23 protein-coding genes are annotated in these 23,511 nt (G+C 42.5%); 5 read left to right on the forward strand and 18 right to left on the reverse strand.

The window, feature by feature from the left end:
* Positions 1 to 43: 43 nt before the first annotated feature.
* The 6 genes from abc-f to M1Q06_RS15065 all read right to left on the reverse strand — a co-directional run bounded on the left by abc-f (position 44) and on the right by M1Q06_RS15065 (position 5,873).
* The gene (gene abc-f, locus M1Q06_RS15040; RefSeq protein ID WP_404466831.1) at positions 44 to 1,666 is read right to left on the reverse strand and encodes a ribosomal protection-like ABC-F family protein; all 1,623 of its coding nucleotides are present in this window, start codon (positions 1,664 to 1,666) and stop codon (positions 44 to 46) included.
* Positions 1,667 to 1,760: 94 nt separating this feature from the next.
* Positions 1,761 to 1,895: a hypothetical protein gene (locus M1Q06_RS15045; RefSeq protein WP_257721097.1), complete on the reverse strand. Its 135-nt coding sequence runs from the start codon at positions 1,893 to 1,895 to the stop codon at positions 1,761 to 1,763.
* Between the two features lie 345 nt (positions 1,896 to 2,240).
* Complete coding sequence (locus tag M1Q06_RS15050) at positions 2,241 to 2,903, reverse strand: HAD family hydrolase (protein ID WP_434400397.1); 663 nt, start codon at positions 2,901 to 2,903, stop codon at positions 2,241 to 2,243.
* A 123-nt stretch (positions 2,904 to 3,026) separates the two neighbouring features.
* Positions 3,027 to 4,094: an aldo/keto reductase gene (locus M1Q06_RS15055; protein ID WP_434400399.1), complete on the reverse strand. Its 1,068-nt coding sequence runs from the start codon at positions 4,092 to 4,094 to the stop codon at positions 3,027 to 3,029.
* Positions 4,095 to 4,306: 212 nt separating this feature from the next.
* On the reverse strand, positions 4,307 to 4,660 hold the full coding sequence (locus M1Q06_RS15060; RefSeq protein WP_404466833.1) for a hypothetical protein: 354 nt from the start codon (positions 4,658 to 4,660) through the stop codon (positions 4,307 to 4,309).
* A gap of 97 nt (positions 4,661 to 4,757) precedes the next feature.
* Positions 4,758 to 5,873 carry an MBL fold metallo-hydrolase gene (locus M1Q06_RS15065; RefSeq protein WP_434400401.1) on the reverse strand — a complete coding sequence of 372 codons (1,116 nt, stop codon included), beginning with the start codon at positions 5,871 to 5,873 and terminating at the stop codon, positions 4,758 to 4,760.
* A 355-nt stretch (positions 5,874 to 6,228) separates the two neighbouring features.
* Here M1Q06_RS15065 and M1Q06_RS15070 point away from each other — a divergent pair, with 355 nt between their 5' ends.
* On the forward strand, positions 6,229 to 7,242 hold the full coding sequence (locus tag M1Q06_RS15070; RefSeq protein WP_434400403.1) for a DNA/RNA non-specific endonuclease: 1,014 nt from the start codon (positions 6,229 to 6,231) through the stop codon (positions 7,240 to 7,242).
* Positions 7,243 to 7,406: 164 nt separating this feature from the next.
* Here M1Q06_RS15070 and M1Q06_RS15075 read toward each other — a convergent pair whose 3' ends face one another.
* A complete protein-coding gene (locus M1Q06_RS15075) occupies positions 7,407 to 7,841 on the reverse strand; it encodes a DUF4357 domain-containing protein (protein WP_434400405.1) in 435 nt (144 codons plus the stop codon).
* Between the two features lie 146 nt (positions 7,842 to 7,987).
* Positions 7,988 to 8,224, reverse strand: coding sequence for a glutaredoxin family protein (locus tag M1Q06_RS15080; RefSeq protein WP_101191783.1), 237 nt, complete (start codon positions 8,222 to 8,224; stop codon positions 7,988 to 7,990).
* Positions 8,225 to 8,412: 188 nt separating this feature from the next.
* Here M1Q06_RS15080 and M1Q06_RS15085 point away from each other — a divergent pair, with 188 nt between their 5' ends.
* Positions 8,413 to 9,012, forward strand: a complete 600-nt coding sequence (locus M1Q06_RS15085; protein ID WP_101191784.1) for a hypothetical protein — start codon at positions 8,413 to 8,415, stop codon at positions 9,010 to 9,012.
* A 63-nt stretch (positions 9,013 to 9,075) separates the two neighbouring features.
* Here M1Q06_RS15085 and M1Q06_RS15090 read toward each other — a convergent pair whose 3' ends face one another.
* From M1Q06_RS15090 to M1Q06_RS15115, 6 genes are all read right to left on the reverse strand, one after another.
* Complete coding sequence (locus M1Q06_RS15090) at positions 9,076 to 11,496, reverse strand: DEAD/DEAH box helicase family protein (RefSeq protein WP_434400407.1); 2,421 nt, start codon at positions 11,494 to 11,496, stop codon at positions 9,076 to 9,078.
* Positions 11,489 to 11,815: a nucleoside triphosphate pyrophosphohydrolase gene (locus M1Q06_RS15095; RefSeq protein WP_434400409.1), complete on the reverse strand. Its 327-nt coding sequence runs from the start codon at positions 11,813 to 11,815 to the stop codon at positions 11,489 to 11,491. The genes M1Q06_RS15090 and M1Q06_RS15095 overlap by 8 nt, the downstream gene beginning before the upstream one ends.
* Before the next feature lie 40 nt (positions 11,816 to 11,855).
* Positions 11,856 to 12,098 (reverse strand): hypothetical protein, encoded by a 243-nt coding sequence (locus M1Q06_RS15100; protein ID WP_434400411.1) that lies wholly within the window; start codon positions 12,096 to 12,098, stop codon positions 11,856 to 11,858.
* A gap of 225 nt (positions 12,099 to 12,323) precedes the next feature.
* A complete protein-coding gene (locus M1Q06_RS15105; RefSeq protein ID WP_434400413.1) occupies positions 12,324 to 12,638 on the reverse strand; it encodes a hypothetical protein in 315 nt (104 codons plus the stop codon).
* A 57-nt stretch (positions 12,639 to 12,695) separates the two neighbouring features.
* Entirely contained in the window at positions 12,696 to 12,920 is a 225-nt protein-coding gene (locus M1Q06_RS15110; RefSeq protein WP_434400415.1) for an HTH-like domain-containing protein, read from the reverse strand.
* A gap of 32 nt (positions 12,921 to 12,952) precedes the next feature.
* Positions 12,953 to 13,675, reverse strand: coding sequence for an HNH endonuclease (locus M1Q06_RS15115; protein ID WP_434400417.1), 723 nt, complete (start codon positions 13,673 to 13,675; stop codon positions 12,953 to 12,955).
* A gap of 245 nt (positions 13,676 to 13,920) precedes the next feature.
* Here M1Q06_RS15115 and M1Q06_RS15120 point away from each other — a divergent pair, with 245 nt between their 5' ends.
* From M1Q06_RS15120 to M1Q06_RS15130, 3 genes are all read left to right on the forward strand, one after another.
* Positions 13,921 to 14,349 carry a very short patch repair endonuclease gene (locus M1Q06_RS15120; RefSeq protein ID WP_434400419.1) on the forward strand — a complete coding sequence of 143 codons (429 nt, stop codon included), beginning with the start codon at positions 13,921 to 13,923 and terminating at the stop codon, positions 14,347 to 14,349.
* 115 nt (positions 14,350 to 14,464) lie between these two features.
* The gene (dcm, locus tag M1Q06_RS15125) at positions 14,465 to 15,727 is read left to right on the forward strand and encodes a DNA (cytosine-5-)-methyltransferase (RefSeq protein WP_434400421.1); all 1,263 of its coding nucleotides are present in this window, start codon (positions 14,465 to 14,467) and stop codon (positions 15,725 to 15,727) included.
* Between the two features lie 154 nt (positions 15,728 to 15,881).
* A complete protein-coding gene (locus tag M1Q06_RS15130) occupies positions 15,882 to 16,550 on the forward strand; it encodes a BglII/BstYI family type II restriction endonuclease (protein WP_434400423.1) in 669 nt (222 codons plus the stop codon).
* A gap of 41 nt (positions 16,551 to 16,591) precedes the next feature.
* On the opposite strand, the gene M1Q06_RS15135 is transcribed toward M1Q06_RS15130, so the two are convergent.
* The 4 genes from M1Q06_RS15135 to M1Q06_RS15150 form a co-directional block, all read right to left on the reverse strand.
* Positions 16,592 to 19,141 carry an SNF2-related protein gene (locus M1Q06_RS15135; RefSeq protein WP_434400425.1) on the reverse strand — a complete coding sequence of 850 codons (2,550 nt, stop codon included), beginning with the start codon at positions 19,139 to 19,141 and terminating at the stop codon, positions 16,592 to 16,594.
* Entirely contained in the window at positions 19,134 to 20,342 is a 1,209-nt protein-coding gene (locus tag M1Q06_RS15140; protein ID WP_434400427.1) for a ParB/RepB/Spo0J family partition protein, read from the reverse strand. Before M1Q06_RS15140 ends, M1Q06_RS15135 begins: the two co-directional genes overlap by 8 nt.
* A 24-nt stretch (positions 20,343 to 20,366) precedes the next feature.
* Entirely contained in the window at positions 20,367 to 21,917 is a 1,551-nt protein-coding gene (locus M1Q06_RS15145; RefSeq protein WP_434400429.1) for a MutH/Sau3AI family endonuclease, read from the reverse strand.
* Positions 21,918 to 22,427: 510 nt separating this feature from the next.
* Positions 22,428 to 23,507 carry an RNA-guided endonuclease InsQ/TnpB family protein gene (locus M1Q06_RS15150; RefSeq protein ID WP_434400431.1) on the reverse strand — a complete coding sequence of 360 codons (1,080 nt, stop codon included), beginning with the start codon at positions 23,505 to 23,507 and terminating at the stop codon, positions 22,428 to 22,430.
* Between the last annotated feature and the right edge of the window lie 4 nt (positions 23,508 to 23,511).

The following is a 23,511-nucleotide window of genomic DNA, read 5'->3' on the forward strand; positions in this document are numbered from 1 at the left end:
GGCACGATGCCAGGAACGTTTTTTTGTCCAGTAATTCAGTTGGTCATTGCAGAATCCCGTTAGCATTTTTCTGCTTGTCCACTGCCCACTCGTAAGAACCTTCATGCAACGTGAGGGTTTGGTTTTCAATCCAAGCGATTTTCGTGAACAGCTTCTGCAGGAAATAGCGGTCGTGGCTGATCGCGATGATCGTGCCGTTGAACTCTTTCAAGGTTTCCTCAAGCACTTCACGCGATTCGATGTCGAGATGATTGGTCGGTTCATCCAATATGAGCACATTGCAATCTTCCTGCATGAGCTGCGCGAGACGCAAACGCATCTTCTCGCCCCCGCTGAGATCCTTGACGCGCTTGAAGACGTCGTGGCCGTAGAACAGGAATTGCGCAAGCAAATGGCGAGCGTCGCCTTCTGTCACCGACAATTTATCGCGGAATGCTTCGATAACGCGCGCCTCTCCGTCGAACGCCTCAAACTGCTGGGCGAGATAGCCGATTTTGACATTGCTGCCGCGGCGCACTTCCCCGCCGACCGGTTCGATCTCACCCAGTAGAATCTTCAGTAAAGTCGATTTGCCGGTGCCGTTGTCGCCGACGATTGCCAAGCGGTCCTGCCAGTAAACGGACAGCTCGACATCGGCAAACAGCACTTCATCGCCGAAGCCGTGGAACACATCTTGCAACTCAAATACCCGCTTGCCGCTGCGGTCATTGGCTTGAAGCTTCAACTTCATCGCCTTTTCCGCTGCCGGGCGCTTCACTTTTTCCATACGCTCGAGCATCTTCTCCATCATTTTCGCTTTGCGGAACAAATCCGGATTCGGCGGCGAGGCTTCATTCGCCCATTGGCGCAGGCGGCGTATGGATTCTTTGATCTTCTGGATCTTCTTCTGCTGTTCTTTATACGCCGCAAATTGCTGCTCCATCTTCGCCTGCTTATTGCGCAAATAAGCGTCGTAATCGCCTTTGCTTTCCCAGATCTCGCCGTCTTCGATTTCATAGACTTTGTGCACGACGTTATTGAGGAACTGCCGGTCATGCGAGATAACGACGACCGTACCGCTGTAGTATTCCAAGTAATGTTCGAGCCATTCGATCGCCGACAGATCCAAGTGGTTCGTCGGCTCATCGAGAAGCAGTACAGAAGGCTTGCGCAAAATGAGCTGCGCGAGCATCACTTTCGTCTTCTCGCCGCCGCTCAGCGAATCAAAACGCTGCCCGGTAAGCGCTGCGACGCCAAGGCCGTTCGCCACGGCTGCGATCTTGGATTCCGTTTCATAACCGCCGGCTTCCATAAACTGCTCCTGCAGCTCGCCGTATTGCCGCAGCACACGCTCGTCTGCCCCGTTCGACAGCTGGATTTCCAGTTCACTGAGCCGCTTTTGCATCCCGTGCAATTCACTGAAGCTTTCATTTAAGACTTCGTAGACGCTGTATCCCGGGTAATCCGGAATTTGGTGCAGATAGCCGATTTGGGTGTTCTTCGTCCGGATGATCGTGCCGGCATCCGGCTCTTCCAGTCCCGCCAGCAGCTGGAATAAAGTCGTTTTGCCCGAACCGTTGCGGCCGACAACGGCGATCCGTTCTTTGTCATTGATTTCGATTGATAAATTGGTGAAGATTTCATTGCCGCCAATGGATTTCGTTAGTTGTTGTGCTGTGATTTGCATAGTTTACGCCTCCAGGGCGCAGCTGAAAATTGGTACAAAAAAAGACTGCCACGTATCGGGCAGTCTTCTCTAATGGTGAAAAGAATGTCAGATATCAGCTGCGCGTGATTTTGAAATTGACTAAAAAAGGGCAGACTTCTCCCGTCGGCGTCAAATCAAACGTAATGACACGTGTGAAATACAAAGCTTCCTCCATTTTCACACCCATCACCGCAGCACATTTCTCCATTCTTTTCACCTCCGTTTCGTTTAATTGTCTTAATATTATCACATCTCTTGGTGGAAGGGAATAACGATATCCGCTTATCGAAAAAATTAAGAAATTGTATTTTTCGAAGCTTATCGCTCGCTTTCCGCGGGCTCGCGCCCAAGCCTCCTCAGCCGCTTCGCGTCTTCCGGGGTCTCGGTCGTCTCGTCGCTTACGCTGATCCGCCGGAGTCGAGCGAACGCTTCTCCAAATACTTAGATAGTTCATTGTTCTTTAAATCTAAAAATGATGATCATTTTTTAATTCATAGTGGCTCACAGTCTTCTTCAATACCATGCAATTGCGCCCTTTCCGCCAATTCCTTGATTACCCTTTGACCTGCGACCGCTTCAACACTTCTCTCAAATCCGCCAAGTTATCAATCACAGCGTCTGCTTCTTTCAGTTCCTGTTCCTGCGCAAAATCAAAGCGGCAGCCGACCGCAAACAAATCGTTCGCTTTCGCCGCGCAGATGTCGGACAAGCGGTCTCCAACAACCGCCCCTTCCGTCACGCCGTATTTCTCTTTGATTATGCGTACAAGTTCCCCTTTATCGGACGTGGAAGCTTGTTCAATGCTGAACGTCTCCGTCACCCACTCATTCAAGCCGTAATACTCAACAATCGCTGCTAAATAGCGCACAAGCCCGTTGCTCGCAATAAAGACCCGGTAGCCTTCTGCAACTAGTTCAGCCAACACTCCCTTAACGTCAGGGTAAAGTTCACCTTTGCCTTCACTGATATTTACGATTAATCGTTCGAGGAAATACGCATCCATCTCGCGCTTAGTCTCCTCAGACTTCCCTGGCAATAGCGCTTCCCATACTGCTGGGAGCGGTACGCCCATGATGTTTCGGTACTCATCTATTGGCGCTGCACCTTGCCATTCGCCCCGCTCGCGAAGAACTGCGAATGCTTCTTCCAAGGATTGCTCCAAAATCTTGCCGGTCTGGAACAAGGTGCCGTCCATATCAAAAATAATTGCTTTCATCTGCCGGCCTCCTGTTCTTTCTATAAAGATCGCAAATCTTATAAAAAGTTCCCAGATGCTAAGATGAAATCTTTTCAATTCAAAAAACCGGTACGCAATTGCGCACTGGCTGAATGTGGTAAATTATTTAATTCCCATGGAATCCTTATAGCCTTTCAAATAGCCGATCTCGGATGGGCTCGCCATTTCTGGGGCGCTCATCGCGCGGTGCCAGTTCGGGTAGATTGGGACCGGGCGCGCCGCTTTTTCGATCAAGCTGTGTTCGTCTTGCTTCAGTTTGATTTTATAGGACGCGATGTTTTCCTGCAGTTGCGCTTCGTTGCGTGCGGCGATGACGATCGGGCCGACGTTCGGGCGGTCGCGCACCCACGCATAGGCGATTTGCGGAACGCTTGCGTTATGGTTTGCTGCCACTTCCTCGAGCGCATCGATTACCTGATACAGACGCTCTTCGTCCTGTATCCAAGGCTCCGGCCAGCCACCGCCTTGGCGCGTATCTTTCGGCGCTTCCTTGCCGCGTCCGATTTTGCCGTTCAATAAGCCTTCGCCGAGCGGGCTCCAGATCATCGAGCTGACGCCAAGCTCCGCGCCGGCCGGAAGCAATTCGTACTCTGCTTCGCGCGCTTCCGGCGTGTAGTAGATCTGCTGCGTCGCAGGCGGGATTTTGCCGTTCTGTTCAGCGAAGGTGTGCGTCTTCGCAAGCGCCCACCCGCTGTAGTTCGACACGCCCCAATGGCGGATCTTGCCAGCTTTGATCAAGTCGTTCATCGTCTCGACCGTTTCTTCGACCGGTGTCTGGCCGTCCCATAAATGGACGAAATACAGATCCAGGTAATCGGTGCCGAGGCGAGACAGTGATTCATCGATCGATTTCAATAAATTCGTGCGCGAGGCGCCGCGTGAATTTTGATGGTCATCAAACGGAAATCCGGTCTTCGAGGTCAACAACACTTTGTCGCGCTTGCCGCGGATCGCCGCGCCCAAAACCTTTTCGGCGTTCCCTTGGGAATATAAATTCGCAGTATCGAACATATTGATGCCCGCATCGAGCGACATGTCGACCATGCGATTCGCTTCGTTTTCCTGGATATTGCCTGCCGCTTCAAAGCCGTTCGTGCCGCTGAACGGGACGGTGCCGAGAATGTATTTCGGGACGCGCAGCCCCGATTTGCCTAGATTAATATAATCCATTGAAGAAATCCTCCTTAGTTAATTGCCTGTTTTTAATTCATGAAGATTCAATACCCTTTCCAAATCCCATTAAACAAAGCCACAGCACTTATACAATGCGAAAAGGACACTTCATCCCCACACAATAGATACATAACGACTTCTCGCTTAAATAGAAAAAACCGGAAACAAAGCCTCTGCTTCGTTCCCGGTTTCGGTTTAGATATTATTCATTATGTCCATAAAATCTGATACGATCCGCTCGGTTCCTGTTCCAAGCGGCAATTATCGGACAGGATCGGCCGGAACGCTTCCACTTGCGCTTCGTCCATGGAAATGCCCGAAAGCCCGTATTCCGTTTCTGTGTAGTCAAGATCCGCTTCCTGGTCGAATTTGATGCGCAGCAAATTCTTTGCGCCGTTGATCGTCAGGAATTTCACTTGGTAGCCGTCGCGGAATACCGCCTCAAGCTCGCTTCCAAGCGATGCGAAATTATCATTTTTCAGAAGCTCGCCGATTTCTACGCCTTCCCGGCGAACCTTTTCGATGCGGATTGCGTCCGGCATGGAAATTTTGGTCAAAGTCATGTCATCCCTCTTTCCGGATTTCTTGGTATTTCCCCTATTCTAGAAGACTGGCGTGTGAATCTCAAATCTTTCAAACCCATCAACTCGACAAGTTCAGCTATCGCTGTTCCCACCAGCGCGTCGATGTGTACGAATCGAGCTCAGCCAAAGAAAGCGTCTCGCCGATTTTTGGCGTCAGCAACTCCATACCCAAATACTGCGCTTCTTGTGATGCGCGCTCCACTGGGTCTGTCCAGCTATGAAACGCCAAAGTGAACGCCGCCCAGTGAACGAGCATCATCTTGTCTCCCTGAACGTCGAGCGCCGCCTGCACCGACTGCTCCGGCGCCATATGCGACGTTTCCCAGCGCGGATCGTACTGGCCGCCTTCCATCAACACCAGGTCGAACGGGCCGTAGTGCTCGCCGATGGTTTTGAAATGGCTGCCATAGCCGCCGTCGCCGCTCGTGTAGAAGCGGGTCTCGCTGCCAAGCACGACCCAGCCGCCCCACAGCGTCGAATTGCGGTTGAACAAGCCGCGACCGGAGAAATGCTGCGACGGCGTTAACACGAGCGTCAAGCCTTCAAACGCCGCTTCGTCCCACCAATCCAATTCCGTGATGCGCGCCGACTCCACTCCCCAACGCTCAAGATGCGTCCCGACGCCGAGCGGCACGAAGAAATGCCCGACTTTACTCTCAAGCGCACGGATCGATCCGTAATCGAGATGGTCGTAATGGTCATGCGTCAACAGCACCGCGTCGATTTCCGGCAGCCGCTCGACGATTTCTAGCCAGTCCATGCTATAGCGCGCACTTCCAACAAACGCCAAAGGAGACGCCCGTTTTCCGAGCATCGGGTCAACGAACAGTTTTTTTCCGTCGATACTTAACAGAAACGTCGAATGGCCGAACCAGGTGACGCTGTCTTGCGCGTCTTCAACGGCCTCCCAGTCGATGTCCGACACCGGCAATTGGGCAGCAGGCGATCGTCCAACGTCGCTTGTAAACAAAGTTTCCCTTAGCATCGACAGCCCTTCCGATGCACTAATGTTCATGTCCGCTTGTTCCAGATTGGTGAATTTCCCGTCTTGGTAATGGCCGCGCTTCACAAAAGACGCCTGCTGCACTTTATTCGGCGTCGCCCCGAGCGGCGCAAGCGTTCTCAAAAATACAGTCGATAGGACAGATGCGGCCGCAACGCCCGCAAGAGAATACAAGGCAAATTTTTTCATGGCTCCTCCAGAATGGAAATAGATTTCAAAAGCTTCGTGGCTTTCAGTATAGACGGAGTAGCGTCCGTTTTGCACATGCGGAAGCCGTCCGCACAATAAAAAAGCCCAGCTCCCCGTTTTTCGACAGAAGATCAGGCTTTTCCTGTTAGCTGGTTAGATCGGCAGCTCGAGAAGATAAGTCTTCACTTTCAGCCTTCGGTGTGGAATTCCCCTGCATTCATTGTAAATTATTGGTATGGTAAATAAAAAAGGATTATATTTCTTCTTACTATTGACGGTGGCCCGTAAATAAATAAGAATCCCATCACCGGTTGAAACCAATCCGAAGAACGAACAACTAGAGGAGTGTCTTCAATTGAAAAAGCACATGAACTACTGGATTGTCCTGCTACTGGCTGTGTTTATGGCCGGCTGCACCGAAACAGAAACTGCCGAAATGCCCGATACCGAAGTGCAACAAGAAGCTGCCGTTGAAACGGAAGCACCGGAAGAAGCGGAAGCCGACACCGAAGCGCCAGAAGCAAGTACCGATGAAAAGGCTGCCGCAAGCGAAACGGAACAAGCCGACACGATAGTTGAAGAGGAACCGGAAACAGAAAAACCCGCCGCAGAACCTGCGCAAGAACAATTCGAAGGATACGAACTCGTCGAAGTGGATGGCGGCGATCTGTCCGGACACCGTGAAGCGAACACCGTCGTCTCCGTCGGCTACGGCGACCGCGAATACTGGGCCTTCACGAATGAACACGGCCAATTGGAACGCGTCACGGCAGACGAAATCATTTTGCAAGATGACACGAGCGAAGATGTATTAGATTCCGGCCGCTATTATTCGGACGAAGCCAAAGTGCCAGGGGTCGAGAGCGACATTCTGGATGAGGGGCACGTCATCGCCGATTCACTTGGCGGGGTCTCGAACGCCTATAACATCACGCCGCAAGAAAGCACGCTCAACCGCCACGGCGACCAGGCGTATATGGAAGACGTCATTCGTGATGCGGGCGGCGCCACGGATTTCGAAGCCATCATCACCTATCCCGATACCGAAACGCAAGTTCCTTCCAGCTACCAATACAGCTATACCGTCAGAGGAAACGAAGTGGTCGACACATTTGATAACGTCAACCCCGATGAAGTCAACGCCTCTCTCGGCTTGACAGACAGCGAGCCCGCGGAAGCGGAAGCCAGCGCTCCGGAAACGAGCAGTCCAGCCACAAGCGGTGACGTCTCGAGCGTCGACGCAAACGGCAACGGCCAAGTGACAATCCAAGAAGCGAAAGACGCCGGCTTCACCATGCCCATCATGAGCGATCATTGGCTGTATCCGCATATGCGCGATAACGATAATGATGGGATGGTTGGGGAATAAAGTTAGGTACAGTAAGTGCAACTCAAAATTAGCATAAGAAAACACTGAGATCGTGTCAGTGTTTTTTCTTTGCGGAAAAACGCAAAAAAGCACCGCTCCAGGCGATGCTTTTGTCGTTTCGTTATCAATTATCCGCAGGCAATCGACTTCACATGTCCCGATACTTAAATCTTCTTCCAATCATGCGCGCCTTTCGCCCAACCGCCGATCGCGACACCCATCGCAATCAAAGGTGAGGCGAATTCCACATCTTCCATCACCAAGTACTGGTGGCCGAGCGGCATCAATTTCCCCGACAGCAATAGCTCTTCCCGCAGCTTCAAATAACGCTTCGGACATTTCGGCGTGGTCGTGCCCGCAAACTTCGAGCTCTTCTGTACGACAAACCGCTCCCCTTGGTAAAACCCGCTCGCATCCGCCCCGCGTTTCGACGTGATGTAGAACAATTCCGGTGGCGTCTCGTGATAAAGTTTCACCATTCCGCTATCGAACGGATCGACCGCCTGCTCTTCCCCGGTCGCCGGATCCACCTCAAAAAAGCGGTACACTTCCCCAAACTCCGGATGCTCAATCGCCGCAACAAAAAACTCCTTTTCCATCAGCCTTCCTCCTATTCTAAGAAAATTGCCTTTCATCTCTTAGATAGATGGAAACTGCGAAAAAGGAGACAGGATGTTGAAAGTTTTTTTAAAAAGTTTGCTGTGAAATTTGGAAACGCCGAAGTATAAGCTTTTCCATTGAAGTTCTATTGCTTCAGCAACGACTGGACTCGTTGCGGATCGAATCCGAGCACCCACTCGCCGTTGATGTTCGTCTGCGGAACACCCATTTGTCCAGTTGCCTGAACGAGACGGCTCGCCGCTACCGGATCTTTCTGGACGTTGATGTCTGTGTAAGAAATGCCGTTTTGATCTAGGAAGTTCTTCATCATGGTGCAATAAGGGCAGGTGTTGGTTGAGTAAACAGTTACTTGGTTAGTCATGTAAATTCCTCCTGTTTGAGTAGAATTATTTTATAAATTAAATATACCCTTTGGGGTATATTTCTTCAAGTAGATTGCTTACATATTTGAGCGCAAAGATTATATTCCCAGCAGTAATTTAGATAGCCCTTCCTTAAGAAACATTTTTACTATAATCTAGTTATAAACAAAGGAGAGGATTTTCTACCATGGCTAAGATACCAGTAAAACTAGTTGCCGATTTGGCAATAAAGCACGGACCGAAAGTCGTTGACCAAATCGCTAAAAATTCCCACCTCATTAAACCTGCTGTCGATAAAATTGACCAATTTGCTAAACGGCAAAATAAGCGCAAGGACGAGAAAGTCGCATCAAGATCAACTCCTTATCTGGAGCAGCAATATAAGTTATATAATGACGAGATTTTACCAAACTTAGATACCTGCCAAAGAAACGAATTGGTCAGCTATAAACTCGATGTTCAGAAAACACTCTTCCAAATGAACCCAGATAAAAAAAGTGGTCCCAAGCCCAAAGTCGTTCTTTCCAACAAGAAAAGCAAAAAATGGGAACAGGTATTATCTCAAATCGAAGGCAAACTGAGCGCAAAAGACTACGAGGAATATTTAAACCTTTATCATAACCCTGAAAGCGAAAGCGTTTATTTCCAAGGCTATGAACAAAATACAACAATCTTCAAGAAACTTTTGGCAGAAAACGATTCTGGCAAAATTCGTGAATTCCTTTCTAACCAAACTAACATGGATACACAGGACATCAATCGGGATTTCTTTCTAGAATTTTCATGACAAATTAAATTAATATCAAAGGACCACAGAGGTAGCAGTGAAGCCGCTCCCTCTGTGGTCCTTTTAATTTCTATTCGCTGCTTTCCTCTCAAAATAAGCATGCAACCGATATTCAGCAATTTCCTTTGTCCACTCATAAAGAATTCGCTGATGTTCATTACTTGGCGATAAATTCAATGAAAACAAATTATCATCAAATGTCACCAAGCCGTCTTTCGCACTGCCGCTCCATTTCGTCATCGGCATCCGTTCAATCAGATCTGCAATTTTCTTTTCATCGTAGTCTCTGAGCTTTCTGCCCTGTACATCATTGAAGTCAGCATTCAGTCGGTATTGTTTCGCCGTCAAGAACTCGTGGAAATAAGGCGCGGCTTCCACTGGCGTGATCGATTCCAGCCAGCTTTCCACACCTTTCGACAACATGTAGCTCAAGACTACCATCTTATAGCTTTTGTTCATTCCGGTCTTCTCGACTTCTAACAACCAATTCTGGTGCTTGGTCCAGACTTCAATCTCATCTGCATTCAGCTCCGCCGCATAAGCGAGCAAACCGAACCAGCTGCCGAACTCCTGCTTGATCGTCTTCGAATCCGCCGTACCTTTGAGATGAAATTCCAAATAAGTTGGGCGCCTTCCGAGCTCCCTTTTTAATTCACGGTAAGCAAGAACCAGTGATTCTTTTCTAGGAGCGCGCTTTTTCCGCAGTTCTTCCAACAGATTGACGACTGCCAATTCTAAATTGAAATCGCAATTTGCAGGAACCAAAGGCTCGACGCCTTGAGTTTTTTCTTTAGCTTGAGGCGCTGTATCAAATACCGAAAGCTTCAAATCTGCATTGCGGTAGTTGCCGATAAAGTCGATGATCACGCAATGATCTTTTTCGTCTGCAATGCGCAATCCCCGGCCGATCTGCTGGGTGTAGACTGTTAGCGACTCGGTCGGTCGGATAAACAGCAAAGTATCGACTTTTGGAATATCGACACCTTCATTGAACAGATCGACTGTGAATATAATTTCCAACTCTCCTGAATCCAATTGTGCTCTCGCCGCTTTTCGCTCTTCTGCAGGCGTACCGCCCGACAAACTCATCGAACGGATGCCTCGCTCCCTGAAAAACTGGTCCATAAATTGCGTCTGCCGGATCGTCGAACAAAAGACAATCGTGCGCGTCTGCTTATGCTTTTGCCACGCTTCAAAAACCACTTCGGCATAGTCTTCCCTCAACTGCGCCTGAAGCAGTTCCTCTTCATCATAACGGTTTCCAAGCCAGCGAATTTTGGAGTAATCCGTGTTGTCGTATACGCCAAAATAACGAAACGGCGCCAGCCAATTGCGTTCGATGGCATCGAGGAAATGAATAGAAATAGCGACGTTACCATCGCATAAGGCGTACACATCCTGGTTGTCCATTCGGTCAGGTGTTGCCGTGATTCCGAGCAAGAACTGCGGGTTGAAATGCTCCAGCAGCCTTCTATAAGTCGGGGACGCTGCATGGTGGAATTCATCCACCACAATTAAATCGAACGCATCTCGCTCAAATTGATCCAAGTGATACTCGCTTCCCAGTGTATAGATGGAAGCGAACAGAAAATCCGCAGTGATGTCTTTTTCTGTCGCATGGTAGAACGCAGATTTTTTATGTGGGTGAACTTTTTGGAACGATTCTTTTGCCTGCTGGAGAATCTCCTGGCGATGTGCAACAAACAACACTCGCTTGAATTTCTTCGCAAAAAACGCCGCGAGATAAGTTTTCCCGAGCCCTGTCGCAAGTACAGCCATCGCACGAGTGTACTCTTCTTCTATCACAGTATCGAGTGCATCAAGCGCTTCTTGCTGGGCAGCCCGAGGCGTTAATTCAGTTATGTATGAAGCCTCTGTTTCAATAATTTCCTGGGGCTGTGATGAACCAAGCATAAGACCGGTTTCTTCCGCTTCTGACCACACAGGGCTGATAGGCCGTTTGAGATTCGCTTTCTCATGAAGCGCTTTATATTCCTGAAGTGTTTCTTTGTTGAGAGGAATCGTCTCATCCGCATAGAAATGCGCTAAAAACTGCTCGGCCGCTTCATCAAATACCGTCTCATCTACTGAGGTCGGAGCGATCAAATTCCATTCCACCCCTTCGGTCAATGCGGAGCGGGATAGATTGGACGAGCCGACGATCAGATGAGAAGTTTCTTCGCCGCGAAATAAATAAGACTTTGGATGAAACGAAGCACCTCCGCTTTTCCATAGGCGAATTTCAGCGGAAGGTAATTCATCCAGCAGAATCTCCAGTGCTTCCGGCTGCGTTACGAAAAGATAATCACCGATTAATAGTTTGATCGGCACACCTCGGTCTGCGGCTTCTTTCAAGAACGGTGTCACGATTCGTACACCCGACTTCATCGCAAACGCGGTAATCCAGTTGATTTCTACAGCCTCTTTTGATAACCGACCCAAGTGACCTACGAGTTGCGAGGTCACCAACTGCAGTTTACTCATCTTCAACCTCGATTAAAAAAATACGTTCTTTGAAACCACCGCGTTTTTCTGCTTTTTCCAGACGAACTTCTTCAACTTCTTCGAACGAAGATCCATTTAGTTCAGCGGCTGCGTGGATTAGTTCCAGGATGTCTGCAAGTTCTTCCACCGCATCTTTTGAATTGTCAGCGTCCTCATATTCACGAAGCTCCTCAGTGAGCTTCTTAGTGACTTCTGTTTTATATTCTTCTTCTGATAGAATACGTGTCTTAAATTGAAGACCGCTATTTTCGATTACTTGCGGTATTTCGTCTCTCACAAGTTTGTTATATATCTGCACTGTTGAACCCTCCCTAATTTTAGTCCACGAAAGAATATTATTAATTCATCTCTTTGTACATGCCCGGATATATATACAAAGATTTATAATACTTTACTGAACTTTCTTTATTAATTATTCTCTTCGCATACTTTGGTGAGACGTATAAGACATTATCAACACGATTGGTTCCCTCTTTCAAGTCATAATCTAAAATCATTACAATGCCTTCAACTTCATTTTCTAATCTCCTAAACCTTACCAAAGAGTCAATAGAGTTTCCTAAAATTATATTAACTTGCATAATCCTAACCTCCTAACTTTTGATAGTTTCAGCTCATGAAAGGGAATTTATTAAAACTATTCCTCATTACTTATCCTCTTCTTTATTGCAAAATTAAAGACACAAGAAAAACCTAAATAAGAAGCCTTTTGACAAGCTACTCACTGAGGAGTAAATCGCACACAAATATCCTTCCTTTAAAGGAATTATAAGTTCATGAAAAAATATAAATTAAATTTCTCTTTATTAAGAAAGTAGTAATCTAAGCCTCACAGATTTATCATTCAAAATATCGACCAGAAGATTACTTACATTTTTCCCACTAACTGTTTCACAATATTCCCCTTTTTCATATTTTCGATCTGCCTTATCACACAGCTCACAGTCTTCACTTACATGTATAGGATACTGGGCATCAGTATTCCAAGTTCTACTGCCAGCATCTTGATAAATATACATTCTATATTCACCTGTGGTATTTTTTAAAGTGAAATAGATTAGGCTATTTAAAATCCCTCTTATTTCTATTGGATCGCTAGCATTTGCTGATTGAAGTTTCATTTCTATTACATCCCTTTTATAATTTTTTGGTCAAATTATAAAATTTGCTCGGATCCGTTAATTCTTCACCTTTACATATTTAGCTAACTTGACCCCTTTATTCACTTCTGTAGCGAACGAAGATTTTATTGATGAATATTCAATTATTTTTTTTATACTCAAATTATTCTCTTTTATCATGTCTGCGTATTGAATACCGAATAAATGTATAAATGTTACTTTATCACCTTCCGGAGCGCCGTTATACATGCCCGATAAAACATTCCCTAATTTCTTTTCCATGTCTTCCCCCTATAATAACTTTTTTTAATTCTTTAATTTTCTCTTCTTAATATATTTCTTAATTCTTCTATACTTAAGACTTTATTCCTCTTTCTATGGAGCATACGATGACAATTCGGGCACACGGGAACTAATTCAGTACGTGGATTTACTATTCTTTTTTCCTCAAACGTACTAATAGGCTTTATATGATGAACTTCAATGAACCCTTTACCATGAGCTCCATAGAACTCTTCGAAGTTGAATCCACATACTGTACAAGAAGTGCCGTGGATTAGAATCGCATTCTTTCTGTTCTCTGCATTTCTCTCATATCTCTTCCCAAAGTATGTTTTAATTTCTCCCTCTGAATAATACTCTTCTTCCTCCAACTTCTCTGACAACAAATCCTCTTCCACTAACTGAATTAGATCGTTTTCAGATTTACTATTTTGTTGAAAACGTTCAAGAATTCTTATTAGATGATCAAATTCTCTATTCTCTTTTTTAAGTATATCTATTACTTCCTTTAAATTTATGCCTTCAAAAATACCTCTATATTCACTTCGTATACCAATGTAATGCAAAATACCCATCGATTGAAAACCTTTACTTTGTATAGGGTCTAAACCTAATATTTCTTTGTCCAATTCCCTGTGAGTTTTCCCTTTAAAAAGATGTTCATAGACAACTTCATCTCTAAAATTTTCTGGATAAAGTTTATATTCTCTTTCTCTTCCACTCGACTTTAAATCAGGAATATCCATTAAAGACATATGTACCCCCCCCATTTACTTTCAATATTTTTCAAAATAGTCATTTGTGCTCATTAAATATCAAGATAATTAATCCTAAACACTCAATCACTTTCAACCATTATATCTATATCCTTCATTTTCAATCAACTAAATATGTGAACTTGATATTTCTAAATTCACCGTTTTTAAAAGAGTTCACTTTGAGTAAAATTTAAATACATACAGAAGCTCTTATTCTTTACAACTGAAAAGGAGGATTTTGCATGGCTGATAGGATGACTAAAGAGCAACGAAGTAGAACAATGGGAAAAATCCGAGCACAATCAAAACTAGAGAATCTCTTCAGCAAATCACTTTGGCATAGAGGCCTCCGCTTCCGTAAAAATGTACGTAAATTACGCGGAACTCCAGATATTTCCATTCAGAAGTATAAAATAGTAATCTTTGTAGACTCTTGCTTTTGGCATGGCTGCCCAATTCATTACAAACGGCCAAAGAGTAATCAAGAATTCTGGGATACAAAGATTTCTCGCAATAAGGAACGGGATGCAGAGGTTGATGCTTACTATATTAATCAGGGTTGGCATGTTCTTAGGATTTGGGAACATGATATACGAAAGGACCTCGACAAAACAGTTGAATCTACACTGGAATTTATCGAGGTAGCTATGAGAAAATATAAAAGTCGTTAATAATAGCGTGTTCCGCTGATTTGAGATAAAGTTATTAAATTCGAGGTTAATTGTTGATCTTTGCAAAACAATTCGATATAATAAAGAAAAGAAAAACCGAAAGGATGTTCGGTGTATGGAACAAACAAAAAAACTCCGGGTGATAGAGCTTTTCGCCGGTGTAGGCGGCTTCCGACTCGGATTACAAAAGGCTAACCATGAACTCTTCGAAGTGGTGTGGGGAAATCAATGGGAACCTTCACGTAAGGCCCAAGATGCTTTCGATTGCTATTCAAGAAACTTCGATACCGGAATCCATTCGAACGAAGATATCACAAAAGTCACGGATGATACATTCCACGATCTTCGTGCTGACTTACTTGTCGGGGGATTTCCCTGTCAGGATTATTCTGTAGCGCGTAGCAAGTCGGGGGAGCAGGGAATCCAGGGCAAAAAGGGCGTTTTGTTCTGGGAGATTAAGCGGGTAATTGAAAACACTCACCCCAAATATGTCCTATTGGAAAATGTCGACCGTTTATTGAAGTCCCCTGCTGCCCAAAGAGGTCGGGATTTTGCAGTTATGTTAGCGACTTTCCGCGATTTGAACTACTCTGTCGAGTGGCGCGTAATCAATGCTGCAGAATACGGCATGGCCCAACGCCGTCGTAGAGTCTTCATTTTCGCCTATAGAAACGGAATATCTTTTGAAAAAGAACAGACAACTTTCTCTTCTGAGGAAATATTGTTCAATGAAGGATTTTTTGCCAAGCCTTTCCCAGTGGAAGGCGAACCTCATAAAAATCGAATTTCTTCCGTAGATCTACCGTCGGATATTGTACAGATTTCAGACGAGTTCTCTTACGGATTCCATAATTCGGGCTATATGAAGAACGGTAAGATTTTAACCGCACATCTATCTCCTGTACTTGAAGATTCGATACCTCTCCAAGATATCCTGATTGACGAGGAGGCAGTTCCTGAAAAATTCTACCTTTCGGAAGCAAGCATCGAGAAATTCGCCTATCTGCGCGGTCCGAAAAAGGTCGAACGGAAAACCGCAGATGGACATGTCTATCACTTTGCAGAAGGGGGCATGTCCCCGGTAGATGATTTGGGCAAACCCGGACGGACAATGTTGACCAGTGAAGGTTCTGTCAATCGAAGCACACATATTGTCGAAGTAGCTGGCAAGAAGCGTCTTCTTACTCCCGTCGAATGTGAACGCCTAAATGGTTTTCCTGATAATTGGACAGCTGGTATGAGCGATCGTATGAGATATTTTTGTATGGGAAATGCACTCGTAGTGGATTTGATTGAGCGGATGGGTATCCGAATTGAAGAAATTGAAAAAGCTAATGAGATAAATGAAATTCAAATGGAATTCCCTGCTTTCGGCTGACATCATAGATGTCAGTTTTTTTTGTGTTAAAATATAGTGAAGAAAGTTGAAATTTGTATATTTAATCTGTTAATTTGATTTACTTAGTAGCTACACAGGTATTAACAGAGATTATGAGAAGAAGCGATTGGTGATTTTAAAAAGGAGAGCTGTCATGGATTACGTAATACATTCACATAGACACGGTTTGACTGTGATGCAAAACGATACCACTTGCACCCCTCTTTGGAATGAAATTATAGATGTTATATCCAATATTAGCGATGATGATATTTATGAAGTACATACTAGATTGTTTCAACACAGAAATAAAAGCTTGTCTTCTGCGCTCAATTCTCTGATTAAAGATCGCTTCATCATTAAAGGTTGGCAATATGAAAGCAACATCTTCAATGACCCTAAATATACACACAAATCATGGAGACTGGATTTCGCCAAAGAAAACATCTCTTTGGAAGTCGGCTTTAACCATAGCGGAACGATTGCTTGGAATCTAATGAAACCGGTTATAGCCAGCGAATTGAACCATGTGAAAAAAGCAATTCAAACTAAGATTGGGGTAATTATATGTGCGACTCAGGAATTGAAGTCAGCAGGTGGTTTTGATAATGCTGTCGGCACTTATGAGCAGTATGTCAACTATCTGGATCCCCTAAGGGTCCAGCTTACAACCCCACTTGTAATTATAGGGCTGAAGAAACCTGAGTTATTATCAATTGAATTATATAAATCTGAAAATAGAACTCTAGGTAAAATTCTAATTAAACCTAGCAAACTTAAATTAAAAGCCTATCTAAAAAATGGTTTCATAATAAAAAGGTGACGAAAAATCAATAAGATTTTTCGTCACCTTTTCAAATTTCGTTATAGTTTGAATAGCGATATTATGTCTTCTACTTCGTTCTCAGGTTCCGGAGTCAGGATATCACTTTCAACTGCCTCAAGCATCCGCTGTTCTTTTTCTTTCAGCCGGACATAAATCTTTTCGTCAATTGTGTTTCTTCTTTCTTCCTGGCCTTCCAGCATAAAATAGTAATACTGAGTATACTGGTCCGCAGGCAGTCCCAGACGATGGATACGATCTCTGGATTGCAGCATATGCGTCAAATTAAAGGAATACTCCAAGTATATGGCATCATGGCAGGTTTTATGGAGTGAAACCGATTCCGCTAGTGTGTGGGGATTTGTTATAAGGACATCGATTTCATTATTTTTGAACCTTCCGATTATATCGTCACGCTCTGATTGAGGTGTACTGCCATAGATTACCGCAGCTTTTATTCCTAAAGCACTTAAATCCCTGTACACTTTATCTATTGTATTCACAAAGATGCACCAGACAATCGTCTGTTTACCATTTTCGAATAATTCCTCCGCTAACTCAATAGCAGCTCTATATTTAGAAGTAATAGGACATTGACGAATAATGCTTACTTCTTCTTCCGAGAAGCTAATTGGGTCACTGGCGAAAGTGTTCTCCCAACTGCCAGCTTCTTCATCGCCATAAATTTCAATTGCATCAATGGATTTAAAAAGTAGTTCCGGATTGGTCGACGCTTGAATCAAACGGATATATAGCAGAAAAGCTGAATGTCCATATTTTTGATACAACAAATCTATGATGGCTTGTTCATCTTCAGCAGCATCGACCTTAATAATTTCATCCGGGTTACTTTCTGGTACTTGTAGTTGTCGTTTGTTCGTCCTCCAAAAGAATGGATATAACTTTTCGTTGATTCGAATCATCTCTGATTCATTGGGACTCTTAAGAGCATTAAGTTCAAAGTTAAAGAACATCTTATACTCTTCTGCATAGAGTATATTCAAAAAGTTATAGATATCCTGATAAGTATTTGGAATAGGTGTCCCGGTCAAAACAAATTTATAACGGGGCTTTTCAGAGATACGTTTAGCAATCTGCGCTCTCTTGCTCGTAATGCCTTTCACTTTGTGGACTTCATCGAAAACTAACATTGTTCTTTCATCTAAAAGATCATGTAATGCAGATTCATATTTGGCTAAAGACTCATAATTTATCAAAATAACGTTTTTATTTCCACTGTTTATCCTCAATTGCACTTCTGCGCCTTCTTCTTGATGTATATCCAGCACTTTCAGCTCTTTCTTCTCACCGAAGTTCTCCTTAAACTCCAATTTCCATGATAGGAATGCATTCTTCGGACCAATCATGATAATCTTATCCACTTTATCTATTTCAGAGGAATTCAAATAAGCAAAGACTCCATAAACCATGGAAGTTTTACCAGAACCAGGGACCGAAAAGTTTGCACTTCTTTGCATCTGGTGCATGTAGAATGCACTCCACATTTGCTGTTCTCTCAGAGGTCTCGCCACTTCTTTAGTCACAACGGACTCGAATTTCTTGAAATCGTTCATGACTTTTGGATTTTTGTTCTTAATCAGCGCCCCATACTGCGATCGCTCTTCAATCCAATATTTCTGTCGATCGATGAAATTCGACAGACGTTCACTCACTACAAAAGAAAATCCTTTCTTATTGGCATACTTGTCTAAAATGAGAATTATGTTCTGAATATCTATATAGGTTAAATCCTCACGGAATTTTGGAAATCCTCCATCGTAGTATTTTACAAGTTTTTTTCCGATGACAAAATCTTTGGGGTTTATGTCATAAGATTTTAGATTGTCATGCAATAAAAGCCGATTATCTTCCAATGTCAAAATCAAGCTATCTTCCTGTAACATTTCTACATCCAAAATAAGCCTTCCTTTATCATATGACATAATCTTCCGTTTTATTATCTCATTGATGTCTTTTATAAATATATTCATTTCTTGAGCTTCATCATTCCATAGATTTTCGAACTGCTTTTTTGCTTGCGAGATTTTTTGTTGATCGAATTCTGATGATAGCCATGATGTGGTAACATCGAAAGATTCATAATTATGCTTGATAGCCGCTTGGGTTTCATTGTTAGATCCTGTAAAATATATTATATCTCCATCTGCATCTTCGCATATCCCGAACTTCGAATGGAATAACCCACCCTTTTTAAAACCGATTTTAATATCGACATAACCTCTCGCAATCAAATAGGCCAGGTTATTCAGTTTCATTTCTTCAGTCGGAGGGATTTCCGTTTCCATTCTTTGTAGGAGATCCTCTGTCAGCTTTCCTCTTAAATCATAACCACTTTTAATCATGTTGAAGTCTTCTTCACTGATATCTTCAGAAATTATTAGTCGGTAGTGGCCATCATTTTTCACTAATCCTTCTAGCCCTTTGCTATAGACAGCGAGGGCTTTGGAACTGAAATATCCGCTGACTCTATCGTAAGTTATAGTTTCGGATAGCACAGGTTCATAGAAATCCTTAAGAACATTCGAAGTTGTAGTATAGTAGCTGGGCTTAAGGCTCAGGGATTTAAACATTCAATTTGTCACCATATACATTCAATGTCTCTCGAATCTTTTGTAACACTTCTTCAAACTCCTCTTTATTTTCTTCACTCATTCTCGAAACAAATGTTTCATCGATGGCGTTTAGAGCATCTAGTGCATCATTCAATAAAACTACAGGCTTGTTACGAACCGTTTCATGTCGGTTCTGTTCGACTTTTTTTCTAATTATATCTTCACTTTTCTCTTTTAATTGAGTATTGGTAGAGATTTTTTCGTTGATTGTCGATAACTCTACATTATCTTCTTCTTGCAGCCCTTCGTAAACTTCTTCCACTATTTCTTCGTATTCTTCGATGAATTTTTCCGCATTTTTAGTTTTGATTATATCCTTACCGATTTGTCTAATATGTCTAGTTAAGTCACCACTAGCTGAAGTTATTAAGGCAGCAAATAGTGAATTCTTTATGTCCTCTTCCATTTCTTCGTCATTGACTCGGTTCAATATACTTACCATTTCCTGGAGAGGCCCATCCAAGTTCAACTCTCGAGCGATGTAATATTTTCCTTCTGCGTTTATGAACTTAAGAAATTCAACCATTAAAATAGCTTTTTTCAAAGTCTTCTCAACTTCGCTCTTCTTCTTATTTACATTGTGTACATATTCAGGAATCGTAAATGTTTTATTCAACTCCAAATCCCTATAAATATCAACTAGATTATCGATGGGATCGTAATCAACGGGCCGTTCCTCTGCATGTTGGAGGTTCAACTCCAACCTTTTGATATCTTTATCCGATATCCCCGCATCCGTGTCCAATATAACTGCATTAAAATAGCAATCTTCACCCTCCGCCGCAATTTCACGCAAACAGGTGAAACGACGATTGCCATCAATAATCCGGCCGTTCTTCAATACCACTCCGGCTATTTTTTGACCGAACATTTTAATGTTAGTTTTCGTTTTATTGAATGCAGGTGCATTTGCACCTTTGATAAATCCATGTAAAACATCGTTATAAGCTTCTTTGTCATCTAAAGTCAGCTGGTTGTTATCACTATTATATTTACTAATCCAAGTGGCGATTCGGCCATTTTGATCATTATAGAATAAATACTCCAAAGGAATTCTGTAGACCTTATGATTTTTCGTTTCGCCTTTCACCGTCAAATTCCTAGTACCATCCGTAACCGTAATATCTTTATCAATCAACTTAATTAAATCGACTGTCATTGTTAATCCCCCATTCACTTAAGATTAATTATCTATTAAACCAAGTACTTCTTTATAATAAATCTCTTTATCACGAAAAATTTTTTCCAAATCTTCCGAGTAAAATAAACCTGAATTTCTTAATAGTGTTATCGCTTCATCGTAATCTAATTGCAGACCACTTCTCTTCTGAGCAGCATCGATAGTTTCTTCTACATTCATGCATTGATTATCCTTCATTAGAAAACTAACGTAATTTTTTATGGAGACATTCTCAAAAGTAAATGCAAATACACTTTTATTCGCTATTTTTAGAGATTTAAAATAGCCCTGCCCTTTTAAAATACTTTCGTAAAATATAGGTTCAAAGCCGTATTCATCAATTTCATGTGTAAAGCCATTCTGATATAGATGATTTAATGTAAAGAACTTGCCAGTGCCTATAAACTCTGCAACTGCATGCTTGTAATCTTGGAGGACTTTCTTATTCAAACCATCTTTTCTAAGCTCTTTATTGGTCAGATATATCCCGTCACCCACATCAATCAATTGATGCGCATTTTCTAGATTACTGATTTTTCTTTTCACATGATCCAATTGAAAAACCGGTAAGTCAGGAACTACAAAATAGTTCTCTTTGAAAATTGTTTGCATCAAAAACACATTTAGACTTTCTACATTTTCAGAAAGCACCACCCCTGGTTCTATTTTGAATCCAATTTCACGCAAATTCTCTGTAGTGATGTCTAAATCATCAATATCTATTTTATGATTCTCAGCTATCTCTAGAAACTCTTCGATTGAATACACTTCTTTGGATAACAACTTTCTGATAGATTTGAAGTCTGCGCTCTTTTTATGATTCGGATATTCCTTTTTAAAAAAATCGGCTTTAAATGGAGGCAAATCTTTAACGATATCGGCAGCATAGCTTGCGTTTATCCAATATGCTTGCTTTGTAATGAAATTACCATCGGGCAACTGTACTTTGTCATTACTGTCCTTTGCCTTTGGTCTAATATGAAGAACTAGATTATCTTTGCTACCCGGCAAATTATTTTTCACGATAGTTTTTTCTTTTTGAATCTTTTCCTTTAGTTCTACCCCTTCATCAAGAATCTGGTGAGTAAGTTCCCAAAAAGATTTGACTTCTCGGTTTAGAATTTCTTCAGGCATTCTCCATAATTTCACACCTCTGAAGTGAAGGACTGGCGTTTGACTAGCGTCTTTTTTATATTGAAAAACAAAAAACAAAAATACCGTTTCCTTGAATTTCTTTTTTAAATAGCTTGTCTCCCACGTTTCTTCATACATTTCAACAAAATCCACTTGTTCGAATGACATGGATTCTTTAGAACCGCCACTTTCATTCAACTTTATTGTTTTAATGGAGAGCTGCATTGGTCTACATCGCTCTATAGCCTGTTTCTTATCAAAACCTACGTGTACCAATAACTTATTAAGTACAGTAACAACTGAAGTTTTTGTAGATATTAAAGCTGGATTAACCCCCACCTCACGGGCTATTTTCAAAAAAGATTGACCTTGAAATTGTTCGAATACTTGTAGATTCAATGTAGTATCATTTATTTTCATAGTAAATACCTTCCATAAATATAGATAGTTGTTTTCCTTATAAGCAAACAGAAGTTATCTTTTTGAGTAATAGCTATTTATAACCAAATCGAAAAAAATTTAATGATTTAATAGTGTAATTTTACCTCATTTTTGTTGTTTTTTAAATCATTTTTCCTAAATATTGAAACTATTACTCCTAAAAACATTTACATTGAATTTTAAGTGCTGAATTAAGCATGAATAAAAAATCCTGGTTATGTCCATTTAGAAGAGGACTTCACCAGGATTCATTTCAACAAATCAAACAATACTACACTTTTAAAGTGATTAATTTCCTTCAAGTATAGAATCTACCATTAGCTTACGCCATGGGAATCATTTGGCATTCCAACAAATCTATAAGTTATAGAATAACTTATGGATCTATTGGATTCGAGAATAGTTGAACGACCGAATCCATTTCTGTTTCGGACAACTTTCAAGATTAGGGTGTGCCAGCACCCCTCCTAAGACAGTGCCTATAGCATCTTAGGCTGATTGACTTTTACCATCAACCACAGGTGCATGACAAATATTGATAGCACCGACAATATCTCGATGAATACAAAAACCACATTTACATCTGTAAATACGGTCTTTAATTTTATTTCTCGCTGAACATTTAGGACAGGTCTGGCTCGTATAAGCTGGATCTACGTACTCTACTCTCATACCTTCTAAATTTGCTTTATATTCAATCAAGACAGTAAGGCGGTAAAACGACCACCTCTGCAAACTTTTATTGTTTTTACGGCTTAACCTTGCCGTCTGTCTTATATTCGTCAACCTTTCTATACGAATGACAGAAATTCCATTATCCTTTGCAAAATCCACTATCCCCCGGCTGATTTTGTGATCTTGATCTTTCATCCAACGCTGTTCACGGTCTCCTAAACTTCGAATGGCATTTAATTTCTTCTTTTGACCAAGTCTTTTCCTACAGGATTGGAACTTTCTCTTCATATATTTATTTCTTCGACCATTTCCAAAAAAACGAATCTTCCCTCCATCGGTAACTGCAACTGCAGGAACCTTTAAACCTAAATCAACCCCCAGTACTTTACCGTTGTCTTTTTCATCCACCACAACTTTGACTGCGATTTGTGCAATCCATTTTGCTGATTTCTTAGTGATACGAAGAGTACCAAGTTTATTTTTCAGGAGTGTAGATATTCTTCCAGCCCCATCATTGAATACAGCTTTAATAGGGACTCTTTTCACTTTTCCATCAGTGATTATTGGTACATATATATTTCCAGAGTCGAATGTATAGTTTTGGTTGTTCCAAATACATGTAGGTTTCTTTAAGACTGGAATGATTTTGTAATTGCTTTTCTTTATCCTCTTTAAAAAAATTCCATTAGCATCTCTAATCGCCTGACATTTCAACACACTCGGAAGGTTTGCTTGTACATGTTTACTAGTTTTTCGAGTCGGGTTCTTCTCAACCAACATTTCAGCTATTAAATCATTTATAAGATCGATATATTCCTTACCCATCTCCTCTAAAATCTTTTCAACTTCTTGTGTGGGAAAGATTTTAATCTTAACGGTGAGAACTTGCTCCATAAGT

It is taken from the genome of Planococcus sp. 11815, assembly GCF_051096385.1.
Taxonomy (GTDB): Bacteria; Bacillota; Bacilli; order Bacillales_A; family Planococcaceae; genus Planococcus; species Planococcus citreus.